Genomic DNA, 21,275 nt, shown 5'->3' on the forward strand with positions numbered 1-21,275 from the left:
GCGTTCAGGCGGACAGCAGTCCGCGCACGTGGGCAACCACGTCCGCGACCGGCAGTTGGGTCGCTGCGGCGTCGCGACGGCCCTGGTACTCGACCCGGCCTTCCTTCAGGCCGCGGTCGCCCACCACCACGCGGTGCGGCACGCCGATCAGCTCCCAGTCGGCGAACATGGCGCCGGGGCGCTCGCCGCGATCGTCCAGGATCACGTCGACGCCGGCCGCCAGCAGTTCTGCATGGATACGGTCGGCTTCGGCCTTGACGGCCTCGGAGCGGTCGTAGCCAACCGGGCAGATCACCACCGCGAACGGGGCGATCGCCGCCGGCCAGATAATGCCGCGCTCGTCGAAGTTCTGCTCGATGGCGGCGCCCAGGATACGGGTCACGCCAATGCCGTAGCAGCCCATCTGCATGGGCTGGGTCTTGCCGTTCTCATCCAGGAACGTGGCGCTCATCGATTCCGAGTAGCGCGTGCCGAGCATGAACACGTGACCGACCTCGATGCCACGGCAGATTTCCAGCGTGCCCTTGCCGTCCGGCGAAGCATCGCCCGCCACCACATTGCGCAGGTCGGCCACCACCGGCTCGGGCAGGTCGCGGCCCCAGTTGACGCCTGTCAGGTGGTAATCCTTTTCGTTGGCGCCGCAGACGAAGTCGCTCATATTGGCCACGGTGCGGTCGGCCACTACCTTGACGGGCTTCCTGGTGTTGATCGGGCCGAGGTAGCCGGGGGGCGTGCCGAAGGTCTCGACGATCTCCGACTCGGTGGCGAAGCGGAACTCGGCCAGGCCGGCCACCTTGGTGGCCTTGATCTCGTTGAGCTCGTGATCGCCGCGCAGCAGCAGCAGCCAGATCTGCGAACCGGCCTCGCTGTCGGTGGCCAGCACGATCGACTTGACCGTGCGCGCCAGCGGAATGCCAAGCAGTTCGGCCACTTGCTCGCACTTGGCCTTGCCCGGGGTCGGCGTATTGACCATGTCTTCGGCCGGCGCGGCGCGCTGCGCCAGCAGCGGCAGGGCTTCGGCCGCCTCCATGTTGGCGGCGTAGTCCGAGGTGGGGCAATAGACGATGGCGTCTTCGCCGGTATCGGCGATCACATGGAACTCGTGCGAGCCGGAGCCGCCGATGGCGCCGTTATCCGCCGCCACGGCACGGAATTCCAGGCCAAAGCGCTGGAAGATGCGCACGTAGGCATTGAACATCTTGTCGTAGGAGACCTTCAGCCCGGCCGCGTCGCGGTCGAAGGAGTAGGCGTCCTTCATGGTGAATTCGCGCCCGCGCATGATGCCGAAGCGCGGCCGGCGCTCGTCGCGGAACTTGGTCTGGATCTGGTAGAAGTTGACTGGCAGCTGCTTGTAGCTGCGGATTTCGCTGCGGGCGATATCCGTCACCACCTCTTCGGAGGTGGGCTGCACGGCAAAATCGCGCTCGTTGCGATCCTTCAGGCGCAGCAGTTCCGGGCCCATCTTGTCCCAGCGGCCGGTTTCCTGCCACAGCTCGGCCGGCTGGATCACCGGCATCGACAGCTCGACCGCGCCGGCGCGGTTCATTTCCTCGCGCACGATGGCCTCCACCTTGCGGATCACCCGCAGGCCCACCGGCATGTAGTTGTAGATGCCCGCGCCGAGCTTCTTGATCATGCCGGCGCGCATCATCAGTTTGTGCGACACGATTTCCGCGTCGGAGGGGGCTTCCTTGAGGGTGGAAATGAAGAATTGCGAGGCTTTCATCCGTTGCTTTCTCGTGAGGCCATGCCCGCCCCGGCGGGTTCCGGGTCCGGGATGGCGCGAATCCATTGCGCGTGCGCCTGATGCGACGCTTTCTGCTCGGGGAAAACCAGCACCCCGTTGCACAAAGCCCCATTACGCGCTTCCTTTATAATCGACGTAATTCTAAAGGATTCGAGGTGCAGTCATGCTCGATCGTGAAGGCTTTCGCCCGAACGTCGGCATCATCCTCATCAACGCACGGAACGAGGTGTTCTGGGGCAAGCGTATCGGCGAACATTCGTGGCAGTTTCCGCAAGGCGGCATCAAATACGGCGAAACGCCGGAACAGGCGATGTACCGCGAGCTACATGAAGAAGTCGGTCTGCTGCCCGAGCATGTCAGGATTGTTGGTCGCACGCGCGACTGGCTGCGTTATGAGGTGCCGGACAAGTTCATCCGCCGCGAAATCCGCGGCCATTACAGGGGACAGAAGCAGATTTGGTTCCTGTTGCGCATGGCGGGCCGCGATTGCGACATCCGCCTGCGTGCCACCGACCACCCGGAGTTCGATGCCTGGCGCTGGAGCCATTACTGGGTCCCGCTCGATGCTGTCATCGAGTTCAAGCGCGACGTCTATCAACTGGCGCTGACCGAGCTGTCCCGCTTCCTGCAGCGCAATACCCGCGCGCCGCTGAGCCCTTACGGCACGCATGGCCGGCACGGCTCCGCGCGCTCCGGTTATGCCCGCGGGGGGCTGGACGAGCATCCCGACAGCGTGCCGGCCCTGGCGCATCAGGACCTGGCCCGCGATCCGGGCCCAACTTCGCCGGCCGAACCGGCGTCCACAGAACGGAGTACCGATGATTGAATTCGCCGGCCGCGGCTTGCGCCCGAGCCTGCCTGCCGCCTGCCTGCTGGCGGCAACCCTTTGCCTCGGGCTGGTTGGCTGCGCCAGCAAGCCCACGCCGCAGCCGCAGCCAGCGGATGAGGCCGAGAACTACACGCCGCCGAAGAAGGAATGGAGCATACTCGACCCCTTCGCCCCGAAGGACTTCAAGGAGGTCGAGGTCCCGCTGCCGGCATTGCCGCGCGATGCGGACCTGATCACGTTCGAGGTCAGCCCCGCAGGCAACTTCAATTTCGCGGTAGACGCAAAGTCGGTGTCCGTGGGCGCGGATGGCGCGGTGCGCTATACCGCGGTCGTGACAGGTGCAAGCGGCATGCGCAACGTCAGCTTTGAAGCCGTGCGCTGTGACACGTTCCAGCGCAAGATGTACGCCACCTTGCCCAAGGGGGCGACCGACTGGGTGCGCAACCGCAGCGACGACCGCGAAGGCTGGACCCAGCTGGCCGGTATCTCGCGCAACAACTACGCTGGCACGCTGGCCAAGGATTTCATGTGCGAGGGCCGCGGGGCGGCCGGCACGGCACAGGAGATCGTCAGGGACTTGCGTGGCGAGGCGCCGCGCAAGAGCGCGATCCAGCGCTGAGAACGCATGCGGCGCGGTAGTACGGCGCTGTATCAAACACAAAGGGCTGCCCGGGCAGCCCTTTGTGTTTGTTGCGCGCGCTTCGCGCCGTTCAGACCAGCACGAGATTGTCCCGGTGGATCAGTTCGTGCTCGTTCTGGTGGCCCAGCACACGTTCGATCTCGGACGACGGCTTGCGCGCGATCAGCTTTGCCTCTGAACTGGAATAGTTGGTGATGCCGCGAGCCACCTCATGCCCGGCGGCGTCGATGCAGGCGATGACTTCGCCGCGCGCGAACTCGCCCTGCACTTCCACCACGCCGATCGGCAACAGCGACTTGCCGCCGCTGGTGAGTTTGTCGACCGCGCCAGCGTCGATCACCACCCGCCCGCGCAGTTGCAGGTGATCCGCCATCCACTGCTTGCGCGCGGTAAGACGCCCGGTCGGCGCCAGCAATTGCGTGCCGATGCCTTCACCGCCAGCCAGCCGTTCGAGCACATTGGCTTCGCGTCCCGACGCGATCACGGTATGCGCGCCCGACTTGGCGGCGCGCTTGGCGGCCAGGATCTTGGTCAGCATGCCGCCGCGCCCGATCGACGTGCCGGCGCCGCCGGCCATGGCTTCCAGCTCCAGCGCGCCGGCCAGCGCCTCATCCACGAATTCGGCCTGGGGATTGCTGCGCGGATCGGCGGTATAGAGGCCACGCTGGTCGGTCAGGATCACCAGCGCATCGCCTTCGATCAGATTGGTGACCAGGGCGCCCAGAGTGTCGTTGTCGCCGAACTTGATTTCGTCGGTGACCACGGTGTCGTTCTCGTTGATGATGGGCACGACGCCTAGCGACAGCAGGGTCAGCAGGGTCGAGCGCGCATTGAGGTAGCGCTCGCGGTCAGCCAGGTCGGCGTGGGTCAGCAGGACCTGGGCGGTGCGGATGCCGTAGCGGCCGAACTGGCTCTCGTAGACCTGGGCCAGGCCCATCTGGCCCACCGCGGCGGCGGCCTGCAATTCGTGGATTTCCTTGGGGCGCCGTACCCAGCCCAGCCGCTGCATGCCCTCGGCAATGGCGCCGGAGCTGACCAGCACGACTTCCTTGCCGGCCATGCGCAGCTTGGCGATCTGCGCCGCCCAGCGGGCGATGGCCTCGTGATCGAGACCCTTGCCGTCGTTGGTCACCAGGCTGGACCCAACCTTGACGACGATACGTTTTGCCTGGGCGATGACCGATTGCATGGCGAGAATCCTGTCTGCTGGGTACTGTCGTTTTTTGGCGGGCGAGCGCATCGTCTCGCCCTGCTGCCGGGCTGCCTGTCTGGCCCCCGGCTTAGTTCTGCTCGCCGCCGGACTGGTCGACGTTGTGCAGCCGCTCATCCAGGCGGATGTCCGGCTCCGCCAGCGCGGCGACTTCCTCGGCCTTGATCGCGGCCAGGTGATCCTTGATCGCGTAGATCAGTTCGCGGCAACCTTCGCCGGTCAGGGCGGAGATGCGGAACACCGGGCCCTTCCACTTGTAGCGCTTGACGAAATCCTTGACGCGCGCCTCGCGCTCTTCGTCAGGCACCACGTCCAGCTTGTTGAGCACCAGCCAGCGCGGTTTTTCGTAAAGGCTTTCGTCGTACTTCTTCAGCTCGTTGACGATGGCGCGGGCTTCGGCCACCGGGTCCACGCTTTCGTCGAACGGCGCCAGGTCAACGATATGCAGCAGCAGCCCCGTGCGCTGCAAGTGGCGCAGGAACTGGTGGCCCAGCCCGGCGCCTTCCGCCGCGCCCTCGATCAGGCCGGGGATGTCAGCCACCACGAAGGACTGCTCGTGATCGACCCGTACCACGCCCAGGTTGGGATGCAGCGTGGTGAAGGGGTAGTCCGCCACCTTCGGGCGCGCATTGGAGATGTGCGAGATAAAGGTCGACTTGCCGGCATTGGGCATGCCCAGCAGGCCCACGTCGGCCAGCACCTTCAGCTCCAGCTTGATCATGCGGCGCTCGCCGGGCTTGCCGTCCACCTGCTGGCGCGGCGCGCGGTTGGTACTGGACTTGAAGTGCAGGTTGCCCCAGCCGCCCAGGCCACCCTGGGCCAGGCAGACGGTCTGGCCATGCTCGGTCAGGTCGGCGATCAGGTCGCCGGAATCCATGTCCAGGATCTGCGTGCCGACCGGCATGCGCAGCTTCACGTCCTCGCCGCCCGCGCCGTAGCAGTCGGCGCCGCGGCCGTTCTCGCCGTTGCGCGCCACATGCTTCTTGGCATAGCGGAAGTCGATCAGGGTATTGATGTTGCGGTCTGCCACCGCATAGACGCTGCCGCCGTCGCCGCCGTCGCCACCGTCCGGGCCACCGAAGGGCACAAATTTCTCGCGCCGCATCGATGCGCTGCCATTGCCGCCGTTGCCGGCGATGACTTCAATTCTGGCTTCGTCGATGAACTTCATGATGACCTTCCGTGGTGGAGCGGCCGCAGCGCGTGCCCGGCCAGGATGGCGGGGCCGCGCGCTCGGCGGATGGCGACACTGATATTGTCGCCAGAAACGAAAAAGCCCCGCAAGTACTGCGGGGCCTTCATGCTGCAAAGGCTGTGATCAGACTGCCGGAACGACGCTGACCTGCTGCTTCTTGGCAGCGCCCTTGACGGCGAACTGCACGTGACCGTCGACCAGGGCAAAGAGGGTGTGATCCTTGCCAATGCCAACGTTCTCGCCCGGGTGCACGCGGGTACCGCGCTGACGCACGATGATGCTGCCGGCGTTAATGGCCTGGCCACCAAACACCTTGACGCCCAGACGCTTCGATTCGGAATCGCGGCCGTTCCGTGTGGAACCGCCGCCCTTTTTCTGTGCCATGACTAACTCCTGTCGCTTTACTTTACCTAGTTACGCTTGAATTCGATTTCGATGAGGACTGAGCGCGGGCTCAGGCAACGATCGCTTCGATGCGCAGCTCGGTGTAATTTTGACGATGGCCTTGACGCTTTTGATAGTGCTTGCGACGGCGCATCTTGAAGATCTTCACCTTATCGTGACGACCTTGGGAGATAACGGTAGCCTTGACGGAAGCCCCGCTAACCAGCGGCGTACCAAACTTGATTTGGTCGCCTGCGCCCACTGCGAGCACCTGGTCGAGCGTGATTTCTGCGCCAATGTCTGCCGGTATCTGTTCTACTTTAAGTTTTTCGCCAGCAGCAACCTTATATTGCTTGCCGCCGGTTTTTACGACCGCGTACATTGTCGAACCTCTCGATGTGAAATAAAACGCCGAAAACCAACGCCGGCGCGCCCTTGCGTCCGTTTCATCCCGCCGCCGCCGATCCAGGGATCAGCCGCAAGCCAGGAAAACAGACAAGCCGGACGGCCCAATTGGCCCGGTTATCTCCCGCCAGCGCATCTGCAGACAACACAAAGCGGCCGGAGGAAACCCACGATTCTATACCAATGTCGGGAAAAGTACAAAGAAAACAGACACATAGCCTGCCCGACGGCATCCGGCGCCGCCTGATGCACTTCTCCGCCCGCTCGGGTCAGATCAGGTCCGCCAGCAGAAAACCGGCCAGGGCGGCGAAAGCTGCCCACAGCGCAGTGCGGCGCAAGCGGCGGCTTGAGGAGGAATGTTGCTGGGTCATGCCGGCATTATAGGTTGCCGCAGCGGCGCGGCCGCTCTCGTCCCGGCACGTCTGCGACACCGCTGCACCCTCCGTTTGGGGGACATACATACACCCGCATCGCTTATAATCGGCGGGTTTTGCGTAACGGTGAACATCTTGTCCCAGTCTTCCGCCACTGCCTTGCTTGCCCCGGTCGCTGCCGACATGCGCGCCGTTGATTCGGTTATCCGCCAGCGCCTCGCATCGGAGGTGCCGCTGATCGAGCAGATCGGCGAGTACATCATCAGCGCGGGCGGCAAGCGCCTGCGCCCGGTGATCCTGCTGCTGTCCGCGCGGGCCTTCGGCTACGACGGCAACCGGCACCACGACTTGGCCGCGGTGGTCGAGTTCATCCACACCGCCACCCTGCTGCACGACGACGTGGTCGACGAGTCGGAGCTGCGGCGCGGCCGCCAGACCGCCAACGCGGTATTCGGCAACGCCGCCAGCGTGCTGGTAGGCGACTTCCTCTACTCGCGCGCCTTCCAGATGATGGTCGACGCCGGCAGCATGCGCATCATGGAGATCCTCTCCAATGCCACCAATGTGATCGCCGAAGGCGAGGTCCTGCAACTGCTGAACATGCACGACCCCGACGTCACGGTGGAGCGCTACCTGCAGGTGATCCGCTACAAGACCGCCAAGCTCTTCGAGGCGTCGGCCCAGTTGGGCGCCGTGCTGGCCGGCGTCGACGCCGCCACCGAGGAGGCCGCGGCAGAGTACGGCCGGCGCATCGGTACCGCCTTCCAACTGATCGACGACATGCTGGATTACACCGCCAGCGCCGAGCAGATGGGCAAGAACGCCGGCGACGACCTGCGCGAAGGCAAGCCGACCCTGCCGTTGCTGCATCTGCTCGAGCACGGTACCGCCGAACAGCGCGCGCTGGCCCGCGAGGCCATCGTGCAAGGCGGCACCGAGCATTTCGATGCCGTGTTCGCGGCAATCCACGCCTGCGGCGCACTGGAGGTCACCTTCCAGGCAGCGCAGCGCGAAGCCGATGCGGCGGAAAAAGCGGCCCGGCAGTTCCCCGACTCCCCCTTGAAGCAAACGCTGATCGAGCTGTGCGCGTTTTCGCTGCAACGGCTGTCCTGATACCGTAGCGCGAACAGCGCGCATCAGCCCACAAGGGAGCGGCGGCCCGGCCGCTCGCTCTGTGGCGCACCGTTGTGCGCCGCTAACAAATCAAGCAAACCCGACATCTGGCATTTGCACCTGATTCTCGCACTGTCCTGCAGCGTAGCTAGCGCCGGAAGAGAATCCGGCAGGGGAGGTGCGAAAGCGGAATCAGGGATATTGCTTTCGCATCGCCTATCATCTGGCCCTGTTTGCCCTTATTTGCCAGCCATCTGCACCAGAGTCTTGCGCGCAGGCATCAACAACAGGAGCCCCTTGATCGCGTAGATCACGATCAAAGTTCCACTCAAATCCCCTGCGAACATGACCAGAAAGCCTTGCACAAGATTGCTGCTATCGCCATGCAGGGCGAACCAGATATGGTGCAACAGCGGGCTAGCGACGGCATACGCGACAACGCAGAGCAATAGCCGCTTCGGCGTCAGATTGGTAAGCGACGCGCGCAGGCCGAAAATTCGCTGCGCAAGCCGGTAGACCAGGTAGGGAGCGACTGTTGCCACGATGCCGCCCATGAATGCCCTGCTGAAGTCGTTCGGGAAGAAGTAGAAGAAGCTAACCAGCCACGACACGAGCAGCAACCCGATCGCACCAGCTTCTCCGAACAGCAGCGTGCACAAGAGCCGCATGCCAGCGGGCAGATAAACCCAGTTGATGCCGGGCACGAATTCCAGGTTGCGGAACAACCATTCGTTGAGCACCAACATCAGGATGAACATCACGATTGTCGTGATGACCATGCCGAGTTGCAGGCGTAGGTTTGACATTGGCGTAGAATTCCGCGGTGGCGAGTGGATGATAGCTGATCCGCGAACAGCACAAGTGCAGCCCCTCGCTTCTGGGGACGAATTCATGACCCGACCCGCTGATATCTACCTGCGATTCTTGCAGCTTGCCGAAGCGTTGCGAGGCCTGCCTGCGTTACCGGCCCTGGACCCGCTCGAGGAACGCATTCTCGAGCTGGTAGCGCGGGCAAGCCAGACGCAAGAACGCTTATCCGTCAGGGACATGATGGCCAATAGCGATCTGGGGTCGCCCGCGACCCTGCACGCCCGCCTGAAGTCCATGCGCAAGAAGGGCTGGATCACGCTGTCGGATACGGAAGATGCGCGGCGCAAGCAGGTGGAACTGACGCAGGCCGCACTTCGCCATTTCGACAAGCTTTCCGAGTGCCTGGTAAAGGCAACGTCTGGCAAATAGGCGCGTTTTTTCAGCGTCTATCCCGATGCCATAGCGCCCAACTGCGAGAGTACGGTACATACAAGCGCTCACCCTCTTCCATTCTGAAAAAAAGGCTGCTACACTTGTGTGCTTTCGCGCTGCAGCAACTTTCTAGCGCTGAAAACAACAAACGGGGTGTAGCTTAGCCTGGTAGAGCGCTACGTTCGGGACGTAGAGGCCGGAGGTTCGAATCCTCTCACCCCGACCAGTTTCACGGTCCCCGAGACCGTACAAAAAAGGCCGCACAGCAATGTGCGGCCTTTTTTCATTTGCGCGCGCACCACCACGCCGGCCGATTCCCACCTCTTGCTCATCCCCCCGCGCAAGTAGGGTTGCGCCCGTGTCGCGCAAACGCCAACACCCCTCCCGGCTCGCCTTTACAAAAAGTGACCCCGGCGGCAAACTGCCCCGATTCGGGGTCTTTCGGCCGCTTGCCGGCCAACTAGCGTTTTGCCATGACACTTGGTCTAGCTCTTGCACAGAGCCGGCGTATCGCGCCGGCCCTGCTCGCCCAGCTTGAACAGTCGGCACGAGAAAAAAAGTCGCAGCTGATCGACGAGATCATCGCCAGCGGCACCATGACTGCGCATGATGTGGCGATCTTCGCGGCTGATAAATATCAGCTGCCCCTGGTCGATCTGAGTCAGTACAACCTGAACAAGGTGCCGCCGGCATTGGCGGGCAACCGTGAATTCCACGCGCACCGGCTGCTGCCGCTGGGCCGGCGCGAAAACCGGCTGGTGCTGGCGCTGTCGGACCCCGGCAACCAGGCCGGCCTGGACGCCATCAAGCAGAAATACAACCTGCCGGTGGACGCCGTCGTGGTCGAGCACGACAAGCTGATGACCTACGTGCGCTCCGCCACCGACGACAGCGGCGGCACGTTCAAGTCGATCGCCCCGGCGCAGGCCGAGCGCAAGATGATCGAGTACGACCCGGTCGCCTCCGCCGGCGCGCTGCGCAACAAGACCGCGGCCGATATCGACGATGCGCCGGTGGTGCGTTTCCTGCACAAGCTGCTGACCGAGGCCTTCCACCGCGGCGCCTCCGACCTGCATTTCGAGCCTTTCGAAACCTTCTACCGCATCCGCTTCCGCGTGGACGGCGTGCTGCAGGAGGTCGCGCGTCCACCGGTGGATATCCGCGACAAGATTTCCACCCGCATCAAGGTGCTGTCGCGCCTGGACATCTCCGAGAAGCGCGTGCCGCAGGATGGCCGCATGAAACTGCTGATCGCGCTGCCCAAGGAGAAAGGCGGCGAGAAGGACGCCAAGGACAGCAAGGAGCCCAAGGAAACCGTAGAGAAGGCGATCGACTTCCGCGTCTCTACGCTGCCGACCTTGTTCGGCGAGAAGATCGTGATCCGGATCCTGGAGTCGTCCTCCGACAAGCTGGACATCGACCAGCTCGGCTACGAGCCCGCGCAGAAGGCCATGCTGCTGGACGTCATCAAGCGCCCCTACGGCATGGTGCTGGTGACCGGCCCCACCGGCAGTGGCAAGACGGTCTCGCTGTACACCTTCCTGAACCGGCTGAACCAGGGCGACATCAATATCTCAACGGCCGAGGACCCGGCCGAAATCCAGTTGCCCGGCATCAACCAGGTCAACGTCAACGAGAAGGCGGGCCTGACCTTCGCCGCGGCGCTGCGCTCCTTCCTGCGGCAAGACCCCGACATCATCATGGTCGGCGAAATCCGCGACCTGGAAACCGCCGACATCTCGATCAAGGCCGCGCAGACCGGCCACCTGGTGTTCTCCACGCTGCACACCAACGATGCGCCGACCACGCTCACGCGCCTGATGAACATGGGCGTGGCGCCCTTCAATATCGCATCGAGCGTGCTGATGATCACCGCGCAGCGCCTGGCGCGCCGGCTGTGCTCCTGCAAGCGGCCCGGCGAGCTGGCGCGCGAAGTGCTGGTCGACGCCGGCTTCCAGGAGGCGGATCTGGACGGCAGCTGGCAGCCGTATCACCCGGTCGGCTGCGAACGCTGCGCCGGCAGCGGCTACAAGGGCCGCTGCGGCATCTATCAGGTGATGCCGATCAACGAGGCCATGCAACAGATCATCCTGACGCACGGCACGGCCTTGCAGATTGCCGAGCAGGCGCGCAAGGACGGCGTGCTATCGTTGCGCGAAGCCGGGCTGGCCAAGGTGAAACAGGGTGTCACCTCGCTCGAGGAAGTGCTGGCAACAACAAATACGTAGAAACGTAAAAGCGTAAGAAACGCAAAACAACAAGATGTCATTGGGGGTCAATCATGGCGACACGCGCACCAGCCGCCGCCGCGCGCAAGGCGGCTGCGCCCAAGGGGAAATCCGGGCGTAAGGCGCCCACGCAGTACATCTTCGAGTGGGAGGGCAAGGACCGCAAAGGCAAGACCTTTTCGGGCGAACTGCGTGCCGAAAGCCAGGCCGAGGTCAATGCCACCCTGCGCAAGCAGGGGCTGACCGTCGTCAAGCTGAAGAAGCGGCGGGCGGCGCGCGGGCGCAAGATCACCGAGAAGGACATCGCGTATTTCACGCGCCAGCTCTCCACCATGCTCAAGGCTGGCATCCCGCTGCTGCAGTCGATCGACATCATCGCGCGCGGGCATTCCAACCCCAACTTCACGCAACTGCTGGCCGAGATCCGTTTCGATATCGAATCGGGCAGCAGCATGGCGCAGGCCTTCCGCCGCCATCCGCGTTACTTCGACACGCTCTACTGCAACCTGATCGATGCCGGCGAGCAAGGCGGTATCCTGGATGCCCTGCTGGAGCGCTTGTCGCTCTACATGGAAAAGACCATCGCGCTGAAGAGCCAGATCAAGTCGGCCATGATCTACCCGATCGCCGTGCTGTCGGTGGCCTTTGCCGTGACGGTGATCCTGATGATTTTCGTGATCCCGGCCTTCAAGGGCGTGTTCTCCAGCTTTGGCGCCAACCTGCCGGCGCCCACGCTCGCCGTGATCGCGATGTCGGATTTCTTCGTCGACAACTGGTACCTTGTCATCGGCGCGCCGATCCTGGCCATCACACTGTATATACGGGGCCTGAAACGATCGGAAAAAGTCCAGCGCGCCAGCGATCGCATGCTGCTCAAGCTGCCGATCTTCGGCTCGCTGTTCCGCAAGGCGGTAATCGCCCGCTGGACGCGGACGCTGGCGACCATGTTCGCCGCCGGCACGCCGCTGGTGGAATCGATGGAATCCGTGGCCGGCGCCGCCGGCAACTGGGTCTACTACGACGCCACCAAGGAGATCGAACAATCAGTGCGCATCGGTACCAGCCTGACCAACGCCATGCAGGCCACCCATGTGTTCGACAATATGGTGCTGCAGATGACGCAGATCGGCGAGGAGTCGGGCGCGCTGGACAATATGCTGCTGAAAGTGGCCGACTTCTACGAGCGCGAGGTCGACGACGCCGTGGCCGCCATCTCCAGCCTGATCGAGCCGCTGATCATTGTGGTGCTGGGCGTGCTGATTGGCGGCATGGTGGTGGCAATGTATCTTCCGATCTTCAAACTGGGACAGGTGGTGTAAGGCATGTGGCTGTTTTCCGCGGACGGCGCCAGCGGCGCGATTTCCTCACTGGCTGCCCCCGCGCAGACCATCGCCGGGCTTGCGGCGCTGCCGCCCTGGTTCCTGGTGGCCGCCGCCGCGCTGGTTGGCTTGCTGGTCGGCAGCTTCCTGAATGTGGTGGTGCACCGCCTGCCGCGCATGATCGACCGCGAGGAAGCCAACTACATCGCCGAGCTACGCGATGACCCCCTTCCCCATCCCGAGGCCTACAACCTGATGGTGCCGCGCTCGGCATGTCCGCACTGCGGACATGCCATCGGCGTGCTCGAGAACATCCCGGTGCTGAGCTACCTGGTGCTGCGCGGACGCTGTTCGGCCTGCCGTGCACCCATCGGCGCACGCTATCCCCTGGTGGAGGCAGCCACCGCGCTGCTGACCGCGCTGGCCGCCGTCCACTTCGGGCCGACCTGGCAGGCGCTGGCGGCCATCGCCATGATCTGGGCCCTGATCGCCCTCACCCTGATCGACGCCGACACGCAACTGCTGCCCGACCAGATCACCCTGCCGCTGCTGTGGCTGGGCCTGCTGCTCAATCTCGGCGGACTCTTCGCCCCGCTGGCCGACGCGGTGACCGGCGCCGCCGCAGGCTATCTGCTGCTATGGACGGTGTACTGGATGTTCAAGCTGGTGCGCGGCAAGGAGGGCATGGGCTACGGCGACTTCAAGCTGATGGGCGCGATGGGAGCCTGGTTCGGCTGGCAGGCGCTGCCGGCGCTGGTGCTGCTGTCGTCGGTGGTGGCCCTGGTATTCGCGCTTGCCAATATCGCGCTGCGCCGTCAGGATCGCGATACGCACTTCGCCTTCGGCCCCTATATCGCCGGCGCTGGCCTGCTCGTGCTGTTCTTCGGCAGCAATGTGCTGCCGCTGGGCATCGCGGGCTGAATGGCGCCGGCCGCATGCCGGCCCGTGGAACCACGACAAGCACCACCGCAAGCTTTGAGATCGATATGCTGCAAATCGGACTGACCGGAGGCATCGGCTCCGGCAAGACTCGCGTGGCGGACCTGTTCGCCGCGCGCGGCGCCGCCCTGATCGACACCGACCTGCTCGCGCACGAGATCACCGCGCCGGGCGGCCTGGCCATCCCGGCCCTGCTCGAAGCGTTTGGCCCCACGTGCCTGCGCGACGACGGCGCCATGGACCGCAACGCCATGCGCGAGCTGGTGTTCTCCGACCCGGCGGCCAAGGCCCGGCTCGAAGGCATTACCCATCCCCTGATCCGCCAGCTGACCGAAGCGCGCGCCGCCGCGATCCGCGCCTCCGGGCTTCACCCCTACCTGATCTACGTGGTGCCGCTACTGGTCGAATCAGGCTCATGGCGCGCGCGGGTGGACCGGGTGCTGGTGGTTGATTGCAGCGAGGCCACCCAGGTCGCCCGCGTCATGGCGCGCAACGGCTTCAGCCAGGGCCAGGTCCAGGCCATCATGGCCAGGCAGGCGCGGCGCGGCGACCGCCTGGCCGCTGCCGACGATGTGATCGACAACGATGGGCCGCCGGAGGCACTGCCAGCGCAGGTGGACCGTCTCGACCAGCTTTACCGCGGCCTGGCCGCTGGCTAGGCACCATGTTTGTGCGGCGACGAATGCCGCACCCTGAATGCTGCACCCTAAGTCGGCTGTTTCATTTGTTCTGATTTGCGGACTCGCATAGAATGCGCTGGAACCACGCGGGAAATGGCCGCATACTGCCGATATCGCGGGCCCACGCCGAGTCACATCGAGCGGACCCAGGCGCACCGGATGCAATCTCCGCTCCGATACGCCGCCCAGGGTCAGACTGCCCACCCGCCAACCCGCCCTGTTGCACGGACATACCCATTGATTCTGTACGAATATCCTTTTAACGAACGCATCAGGACTCTCCTGCGCCTGGAAGACCTGTTCGATCGGCTGGATTATTTCCTCGCCCAGGATCACGCCCTGCAGCATCATGTGGCGTTGACAACTCTGTTCGAGATCATTGACGTCGCCGGCCGCGCGGACCTGAAGACCGATCTGCTCAAGGAGCTGGAGCGCCAGCGCCAGGCGCTGGCCGCGCTGCGCGCCAATCCGCAGATCGACCAGGGAGCGCTGGATGGCGTAATCGGCGAGATCGAGCAGGCCATGGCCCAGCTCAACCAGACCGTCGGCAAGGCCGGCCAGTTGCTCACCGACAACGAGTGGCTGACCAGTATCCGCAGCCGCGCCATCATCCCGGGCGGCACCTGCGAGTTCGACCTGCCGGCCTACTACGCCTGGCAGCACCGCCCCGCCGAAGACCGCCGCTCGGACATCCTCAAGTGGGCACGCCCGCTGGTGCCGCTTCGCATTGGCACCGACACCGTGTTGCGCCTGTTGCGTGAGTCCGGCCAGAGCGGCAAGGTCATCGCCACCGGCGGCAGCTACCAGCAGATGCTTTCCGGGCGCAGCTACCAGTTGATGCAGGTGCTGCTGGATGATTCCCTGCTGGCTTTCATCCCCGAGATGAGCGCCAACAAGTACATGCTGTGGGTCCGTTTCACGCAGCAGGATGGCGACCTTCGCCCGCGCTCGGTCGACGCCGACATCCCTTTCCTGCTCAAGCTCTGCAATTTCTGATTTTTTGATTTCCGAAGCAATGACAACCGTAGTCAAATGCCCCACCTGCGGTACGGACGTGGCCTGGGTGCCGGAGAATAAATTCCGTCCCTTCTGCTCCAACCGCTGCAAACAGATCGACCTGGGCGCCTGGGCTTCCGAGAAGTACGTGATCGGCGGCAAACCCGGCGAGAACCCCTCGCAGGACCAGGAAGACGAGGAATAAGCTCCGCGGGGCCGTTGCGGCCCCGCCAGTTCAGGCGGCGCCGCTCTCGGCAGCCAGCCAGTCCACCACGGGGATGGTGGCGGGCAGCAAGGGCCCCACGTCCACCGGCGCCGATTGCCATGAGAAGGCCTGGCCCTCGCGGCCGACCAGTTCGCCCGTCCACGCCGTGACCTTGCAGAAGTGCAGGCGCACATAGGCATGCGGGTAGTCATGCTCCAGCACGTGCCAGCGCACGCACGCGCCCACCTCGATGCCGAGTTCCTCGTGCAGTTCGCGCGCCAGCGCATCCTCCACCGATTCACCCGGCTCCAGCTTGCCGCCGGGAAACTCCCAGTAGCCTTCGTAGGGCTTGCCGGCCGGCCGCTGGGCCAGCAGGAAACGGCCGTCGGCCTGCACCATCACGCCCACGGCAACCTCGGTCACCTTGCGCGCCGGCGTGGTTTCGCCGGCCGCTTGCGCTGCCTCGCTCATGCCTGGCCGTCCTGCGTGGAAGCGATGAAGGGCTTGCCATGCTTGCCGCCCCAGTCGCGGGCGAACTGCCAGGCCACCCGGCCCGAGCGCGAGCCGCGCTCCAGGGCCCACACCAGCGCGTCGCCGCGCGCCGCGGCGACGTCTTCGGCGCTGCAGCCGAAATGCCCCAGCCAGTGGCCAACGATGGCCAGGTACTCGTCCTGCTTGGGCGGATAGAACGACAGCCACAGCCCGAAGCGCTCGGACAGCGAGATTTTTTCCTCCACCACCTCGCCGGGATGGATCTCGCCATCGTCGGTGTGCCGGTAGGTTTCGTTGTCCTTCATGTATTCGGGCAGCAGGTGGCGGCGATTGGAAGTGGCGTAGATCAGCACATTGTCCGACTGCGCCGCCACCGAGCCGTCCAGCGCCGATTTCAGCGACTTGTAGCCCGACTCGCCCTCCTCGAAGGACAGGTCGTCGCAGAAGATGGCGAAGCGCTCCGGACGCCCCGACAGTTGCTCGACGATGTCGCCCAGGTCGCCCAGGTCGTCCTTGTCGACCTCCACCAGCCGCAGGCCATCTTTGACGAAGGCATTGAGGCAGGCCTTGATCAGCGAGGACTTGCCCGTGCCGCGCGCGCCCGTCAGCAGCACATTGTTGGCCGGCAGGCGCTGCACGAACTGGCGCGTGTTGGCGACGATTGCGTCCTTCTGGCGCTCGATGTTCTTCAGGTCGTCGAGATGGATCGGCGGCAGCTGGCGGATCGCCTGCAGGTAGCCGATGTTGCCGAACAGGCTCTGCCGCTTGCGCCAGCGGAAGGCGACCGCTTCCTTCCAGTCAGACTCGGTCAGCTGGGGCGGCAGCCATTGTTCAAGGCGGGCGAGGAAACTGTCGAGGCGGGCGGCAAGGTCGGACATGGCGGCTTGGAGGAAGGGCTGGCGGATCGTTGGCGGGAGTGCTGGCGGCTAGCGTGCCGCCCCGCGCTGGCGGGAGCGGCACGCACGCGATGGTGCTTACGAACGGTAGTCCGCGTTGATCGAAACGTAATCATGCGACAGGTCGCAGGTCCAGACCGTAGCGGTGGCATCGCCGCGCCCGAGCGCAATGCGCACGGTGATCTCGGCCTGCTTCATCACACGCTGGCCGTCTTCCTCGCGATAGTCGGGATTGCGGCCGCCGTCGCGCGCGACCAGGACATCGTCCAGCCACAAATTGACATGCCCGACCTCGAGATCGTCGACGCCGGCATAGCCCACGGCCGCCAGGATGCGGCCCAGGTTGGGGTCCGAGGCGTAGAAGGCGGTCTTGACCAGCGGCGAATGCGCCACCGCATAGGCGATCAGGCGGCATTCGGCCACGTCCTTGCCGCCCTCGACCTGGATGGTCATCAGCTTGGTCGCGCCTTCGCCATCGCGCACGATCATCTGCGCCAGTTCCTGCGACAGATCGGTCAGCGCGGCCCGCAGCGCCTCGAAATCTGCCCCTTCGGCAAGCTCGATGGCCGGCGCGCCTGCCTTGCCGCTGGCGATCAGCACGAAGGAGTCGTTGGTCGAGGTGTCGCCGTCGATGGTGATGCTGTTGAAGGAGCGGTCCGCTGCGTACGACACCAGTGCCTGCACCACGTCCTGCGACACGGTGGCGTCGGTGGCGATAAAGCCCAGCATGGTCGCCATATTGGGACGGATCATGCCCGCGCCCTTGCTGATGCCGGACAGCGTCACGGTCTTGCCGCCGATCTGCACGGTGCGCGAGGCGGCCTTGGGCTGCGTGTCGGTGGTCATGATCGATTCCGCCGCGGCCAGCCAGTTGTCGGCCTTGGCGTTGGCAATCGCGGCAGGCAGCGCGGCGATGATGCGGTCCACCGGCAGCGGCTCGAGAATCACGCCGGTAGAGAACGGCAGCACCTGCTCAGCAGCAATTCCGAGTTGTGCGGCCAGCGCATCGCACGTGGCACGGGCGTTGGCCAGGCCCGGCTCGCCGGTGCCTGCGTTGGCGTTACCGGTGTTGACCACGATCGCGCGGATGCCCTTGCCCGCGGCCAGGTGCTCGCGGCAGACCTGCACCGGCGCGGCGCAGAAGCGGTTGCGGGTGAACACGCCGGCCACGGTGCTGCCTTCGGCAACGCGCACCACCAGCACGTCCTTGCGGTTGGCCTTGCGGACACCCGCTTCGGCCCAGCCGAGCTCGACGCCGGCGACAGGTTTCAGGTTCTCTGCCAGCGGCAGGGGCAGGTTGACGGCCATGTGCGTTCCTCTATGCGTTCGACGTTGCTGGTTATGCAGGTTCTACTACTGCCAGGTGGCGGCGGATGGTACATGGATCGCCTCCCCCTGACGAACATGCCCGCTTGCGCGGGCATGTTTGCTGACTTCACTGTGCGCGGCTTAGCTGAGCTTGCCGTGGCACTGCTTGAACTTCTTGCCGGAGCCGCACGGGCAGGGATCGTTACGCCCCACCTTGGCCATGCCGGCAGCCTCGGCCGCGGCGGCGTAGGCGATGCCGGCACGCTCGGGCGCGCTGCCGCCGCCCTCGGCCACCTGGGCAGCCTCGTCGAACTCGTCATGCTTGTACTGCACGTTGGCGAGATGCGACAGGCCTTCCTCGATCTGCTCCGAGGCCTGCTCGAGCTCTTCCGGAGACTGGATCTGCACGTTGAAGATCACGCGCGTGACTTCGACCTTGATCACGTCGAGCAGGCGGGCGAACAGTTCGAACGATTCGCGCTTGTATTCCTGCTTGGGATCCTTCTGCGCGTAGCCGCGCAGGTGGATGCCCTGGCGCAGGTGGTCCAGCGCCGCCAGGTGTTCGCGCCAGTGGGTGTCGATGCTTTGCAGCATCACCGAGCGCTCGAACCCGGCAAAGGATTCGCGGCCGACCTGGCTGACCTTGGCTTCGTAACGCTCGTCGGCGGCACGCATGATCAGGTTCAGCAGTTCTTCGTCCTCGATGCTCTGCGCGGCCTCGATGGTCTTGGCCAGCGGCACTTCCAGCGACCATTCGTCGCGCAGCTTGGCTTCCAGGCCGGCGATGTCCCACTGCTCTTCCATGGTGTCTGCCGGCACGTGGTCGCGGAACATCTCGACCAGCACGCTCTCGCGCAGGTTCTTTACCATCTCGCCGACATCTTGCGACTCGAGCACTTCATTGCGCAGCTTGTAGATTTCCTTGCGCTGGTCGTTGGCAACGTCGTCGTACTGCAGCAATTGCTTGCGGATATCGAAGTTGCGGCCTTCGACCTTGCGCTGGGCGGATTCGATCGAGCGCGTGACGATGCCCGCCTCGATCGGCTCGCCTTCCGGCATCTTCAGGCGTTCCATGATGGCGCGCACGCGGTCGCCGGCGAAGATGCGCAGCAGCTGGTCGTCCAGCGACAGGTAGAAGCGGGACGAGCCCGGGTCACCCTGGCGGCCGGCACGGCCACGCAGCTGGTTGTCGATACGGCGCGACTCGTGGCGCTCGGTGCCCACGATATGCAGGCCACCGGCGGCCTTGACCTGCTCGTGCAGCGACTGCCATTCGCCCTTCAGCTGGGCGATGCGCGCGGCCTTGTCGGCGTCGGACAGGCTTTCGTCGGCCTCGATAAAGCCAGCCTGCTTCTCCACATTGCCGCCCAGCACGATGTCGGTACCACGGCCCGCCATGTTGGTGGCGATGGTGACCATCTTGGGCCGGCCCGCCTGCGCCACGATCTCGGCTTCACGCGCGTGCTGCTTGGCGTTGAGCACCTGGTGCGGCAGCTTTGCCTTGTTCAGCAGGTCCGAGAGGTATTCCGAAGTCTCGATCGAGGTGGTGCCCACCAGCACGGGCTGGCCGCGGTCGTAGCAATCGCGGATATCGCGCACCACGGCATCGTAGCGCTCGGTCGAGGTCTTGTAGATCTGGTCCTGGAAGTCCTTGCGCTGGGCCGTGCGGTTGGTGGGGATCACCACCACTTCCAGGCCATAGATTTCCTGGAATTCGTAGGCTTCCGTATCGGCCGTGCCGGTCATGCCGGACAGCTTCTCGTACATGCGGAAGTAGTTCTGGAAGGTGATCGTGGCCAGCGTCTGGTTTTCCTGCTGGATGGTCACGCCTTCCTTGGCTTCCACCGCCTGGTGCAGGCCGTCGGACCAGCGCCGTCCGGTCATCAGGCGGCCGGTGAACTCGTCGACGATCACGACTTCGTCGTTCTGCACCACATAATGCTGGTCGCGATGGAACAGGCTGTGCGCGCGCAGGGCCGCGTACAGGTGATGCATCAGCGTGATGTTCTGCGGCGCGTAGAGCGATTCGCCCTCGCCGATCAGGCCCTGCTGCGCCAGGATCACCTCCGCCTTCTCATGGCCGGCCTCGGTCAGGTAGACCTGGTGGCCCTTCTCGTCGACGAAGTAGTCGCCCGGCTTCTCGACGCCGGTGCCATCAGCCTTTTCCTCGCCAATCTGGCGCTCGAGCAGCTTGGGCACGCCGTTCATGCGCTGGTACAGGTCGGTATGGTTCTCCGCCTGGCCCGAGATGATCAGCGGCGTGCGCGCTTCGTCGATCAGGATCGAGTCCACCTCGTCGACGATGGCGTAGTTCAGCGGCCGTTGTACGCGCTGGCCAGGGTCGTAGACCATGTTGTCGCGCAGGTAATCGAAGCCGAACTCGTTGTTGGTGCCGTAGGTGATGTCGGCCGCGTAGGCCGCCGCCTTCTGGTCATGCGGCATCTGCGACAGGTTCACGCCGACCGACAGGCCGAGGAAGTTGTACAGGCGCCCCATCCATTCGGCGTCGCGCTGGGCCAGGTAGTCGTTGACCGTGACAACGTGCACGCCCTTGCCGGTGATGGCATTGAGGTACACCGCCAGCGTCGCGGTGAGGGTCTTGCCCTCGCCGGTGCGCATTTCGGCGATCTTGTTGTCGTTCAGCACCATGCCGCCGATCAGCTGGACGTCGAAGTGGCGCATCTTCATGATCCGCTTGCTGGCCTCGCGGCACACCGCGAAGGCCTCGGGCAGCAAGGCCTCGAGCGACTCCCCGGCGGCATGGCGCTGCCGGAAGACCTCGGTCATGCCACGCAGGTCGTCATCCGAAAGTGCCTCGAACTTCGGCTCCAGCGCATTGATCTGCGCGACGGTCCTGCCATATTGTTTGATCAGCCGTTCATTACGGCTGCCGAAGACTTTCTTGAGAAGGCCCGTGATCATCGATTGCTTTCACCTACGCGAGTGGTACGCCGCCGTGGTACGCACTAGGCGGCCTGGCCGCCGGCTTGGCCGGCTGCCCAGGGCGGACCGCGCGAGGAAATAGGAAGATTGGCGCAAAACGCCGAGTTTATCACGCGCGCGGGTCACGACC

Annotated in this window: 20 protein-coding genes and 1 tRNA gene; 11 read left to right on the top strand and 10 right to left on the bottom strand. The window is 64.5% G+C overall.

The window, feature by feature from the left end; genetic code table 11:
• Positions 1-4: 4 nt before the first annotated feature.
• Entirely contained in the window at positions 5-1,726 is a 1,722-nt protein-coding gene (locus tag CF70_RS32380) for a proline--tRNA ligase (protein WP_035875558.1), read from the bottom strand.
• 184 nt (positions 1,727-1,910) lie between these two features.
• Here CF70_RS32380 and CF70_RS32385 point away from each other — a divergent pair, with 184 nt between their 5' ends.
• Both CF70_RS32385 and CF70_RS32390 read left to right on the top strand, forming a co-directional pair.
• Positions 1,911-2,573, top strand: a complete 663-nt coding sequence (locus CF70_RS32385; RefSeq protein WP_035875560.1) for an RNA pyrophosphohydrolase — start codon at positions 1,911-1,913, stop codon at positions 2,571-2,573.
• A complete protein-coding gene (locus CF70_RS32390; RefSeq protein ID WP_035875562.1) occupies positions 2,566-3,195 on the top strand; it encodes a CNP1-like family protein in 630 nt (209 codons plus the stop codon). Before CF70_RS32385 ends, CF70_RS32390 begins: the two co-directional genes overlap by 8 nt.
• Before the next feature lie 91 nt (positions 3,196-3,286).
• On the opposite strand, the gene proB is transcribed toward CF70_RS32390, so the two are convergent.
• From proB to rplU, 4 genes are all read right to left on the bottom strand, one after another.
• Positions 3,287-4,405 (bottom strand): glutamate 5-kinase, encoded by a 1,119-nt coding sequence (gene proB, locus CF70_RS32395; protein WP_035875564.1) that lies wholly within the window; start codon positions 4,403-4,405, stop codon positions 3,287-3,289.
• Between the two features lie 91 nt (positions 4,406-4,496).
• Positions 4,497-5,597, bottom strand: coding sequence for an Obg family GTPase CgtA (gene cgtA / locus CF70_RS32400; protein WP_035875566.1), 1,101 nt, complete (start codon positions 5,595-5,597; stop codon positions 4,497-4,499).
• A gap of 147 nt (positions 5,598-5,744) precedes the next feature.
• The gene (rpmA, locus tag CF70_RS32405; RefSeq protein ID WP_035875569.1) at positions 5,745-6,005 is read right to left on the bottom strand and encodes a 50S ribosomal protein L27; all 261 of its coding nucleotides are present in this window, start codon (positions 6,003-6,005) and stop codon (positions 5,745-5,747) included.
• 70 nt (positions 6,006-6,075) lie between these two features.
• A complete protein-coding gene (rplU, locus tag CF70_RS32410) occupies positions 6,076-6,387 on the bottom strand; it encodes a 50S ribosomal protein L21 (RefSeq protein ID WP_006576525.1) in 312 nt (103 codons plus the stop codon).
• Between the two features lie 580 nt (positions 6,388-6,967).
• On the opposite strand from rplU, the gene ispB reads away from it, so the two are divergent.
• Positions 6,968-7,897, top strand: coding sequence for an octaprenyl diphosphate synthase (gene ispB, locus CF70_RS32420; protein ID WP_051649341.1), 930 nt, complete (start codon positions 6,968-6,970; stop codon positions 7,895-7,897).
• A gap of 239 nt (positions 7,898-8,136) precedes the next feature.
• Here ispB and CF70_RS32425 read toward each other — a convergent pair whose 3' ends face one another.
• Positions 8,137-8,703, bottom strand: a complete 567-nt coding sequence (locus CF70_RS32425) for a hypothetical protein (RefSeq protein ID WP_035875573.1) — start codon at positions 8,701-8,703, stop codon at positions 8,137-8,139.
• Between the two features lie 85 nt (positions 8,704-8,788).
• Here CF70_RS32425 and CF70_RS32430 point away from each other — a divergent pair, with 85 nt between their 5' ends.
• From CF70_RS32430 to CF70_RS32465, 8 genes are all read left to right on the top strand, one after another.
• Entirely contained in the window at positions 8,789-9,136 is a 348-nt protein-coding gene (locus CF70_RS32430) for a transcriptional regulator (protein ID WP_035875574.1), read from the top strand.
• A 152-nt stretch (positions 9,137-9,288) separates the two neighbouring features.
• A tRNA-Pro gene (locus CF70_RS32435) sits at positions 9,289-9,365 on the top strand.
• Positions 9,366-9,612: 247 nt separating this feature from the next.
• Positions 9,613-11,367, top strand: coding sequence for a type IV-A pilus assembly ATPase PilB (pilB, locus tag CF70_RS32440; protein WP_035875576.1), 1,755 nt, complete (start codon positions 9,613-9,615; stop codon positions 11,365-11,367).
• Between the two features lie 53 nt (positions 11,368-11,420).
• On the top strand, positions 11,421-12,686 hold the full coding sequence (locus tag CF70_RS32445; protein ID WP_035875578.1) for a type II secretion system F family protein: 1,266 nt from the start codon (positions 11,421-11,423) through the stop codon (positions 12,684-12,686).
• Between the two features lie 3 nt (positions 12,687-12,689).
• Positions 12,690-13,607, top strand: a complete 918-nt coding sequence (locus CF70_RS32450; RefSeq protein ID WP_235185301.1) for a prepilin peptidase — start codon at positions 12,690-12,692, stop codon at positions 13,605-13,607.
• Positions 13,608-13,672: 65 nt separating this feature from the next.
• Positions 13,673-14,284, top strand: coding sequence for a dephospho-CoA kinase (coaE, locus tag CF70_RS32455; RefSeq protein ID WP_035875580.1), 612 nt, complete (start codon positions 13,673-13,675; stop codon positions 14,282-14,284).
• A 258-nt stretch (positions 14,285-14,542) separates the two neighbouring features.
• Positions 14,543-15,301, top strand: coding sequence for a cell division protein ZapD (gene zapD, locus CF70_RS32460; protein WP_035875582.1), 759 nt, complete (start codon positions 14,543-14,545; stop codon positions 15,299-15,301).
• Positions 15,302-15,320: 19 nt separating this feature from the next.
• On the top strand, positions 15,321-15,506 hold the full coding sequence (locus tag CF70_RS32465; protein WP_035875584.1) for a DNA gyrase inhibitor YacG: 186 nt from the start codon (positions 15,321-15,323) through the stop codon (positions 15,504-15,506).
• A 30-nt stretch (positions 15,507-15,536) separates the two neighbouring features.
• Here the strand turns inward: CF70_RS32465 and CF70_RS32470 are convergent, their stop codons facing one another.
• The 4 genes from CF70_RS32470 to secA all read right to left on the bottom strand — a co-directional run bounded on the left by CF70_RS32470 (position 15,537) and on the right by secA (position 21,124).
• Positions 15,537-15,977: an NUDIX domain-containing protein gene (locus CF70_RS32470; protein ID WP_035875586.1), complete on the bottom strand. Its 441-nt coding sequence runs from the start codon at positions 15,975-15,977 to the stop codon at positions 15,537-15,539.
• The gene (locus CF70_RS32475; protein WP_035875588.1) at positions 15,974-16,876 is read right to left on the bottom strand and encodes an ATP-binding protein; all 903 of its coding nucleotides are present in this window, start codon (positions 16,874-16,876) and stop codon (positions 15,974-15,976) included. Before CF70_RS32475 ends, CF70_RS32470 begins: the two co-directional genes overlap by 4 nt.
• 96 nt (positions 16,877-16,972) lie before the next feature.
• Positions 16,973-18,202 carry a bifunctional glutamate N-acetyltransferase/amino-acid acetyltransferase ArgJ gene (gene argJ, locus CF70_RS32480; RefSeq protein WP_035875590.1) on the bottom strand — a complete coding sequence of 410 codons (1,230 nt, stop codon included), beginning with the start codon at positions 18,200-18,202 and terminating at the stop codon, positions 16,973-16,975.
• A gap of 141 nt (positions 18,203-18,343) precedes the next feature.
• Positions 18,344-21,124: a preprotein translocase subunit SecA gene (secA, locus tag CF70_RS32485; protein WP_035875592.1), complete on the bottom strand. Its 2,781-nt coding sequence runs from the start codon at positions 21,122-21,124 to the stop codon at positions 18,344-18,346.
• Positions 21,125-21,275: the final 151 nt, after the last annotated feature.

This window comes from Cupriavidus sp. SK-3, assembly GCF_000611145.1.
Classification (GTDB): domain Bacteria; phylum Pseudomonadota; class Gammaproteobacteria; order Burkholderiales; family Burkholderiaceae; genus Cupriavidus.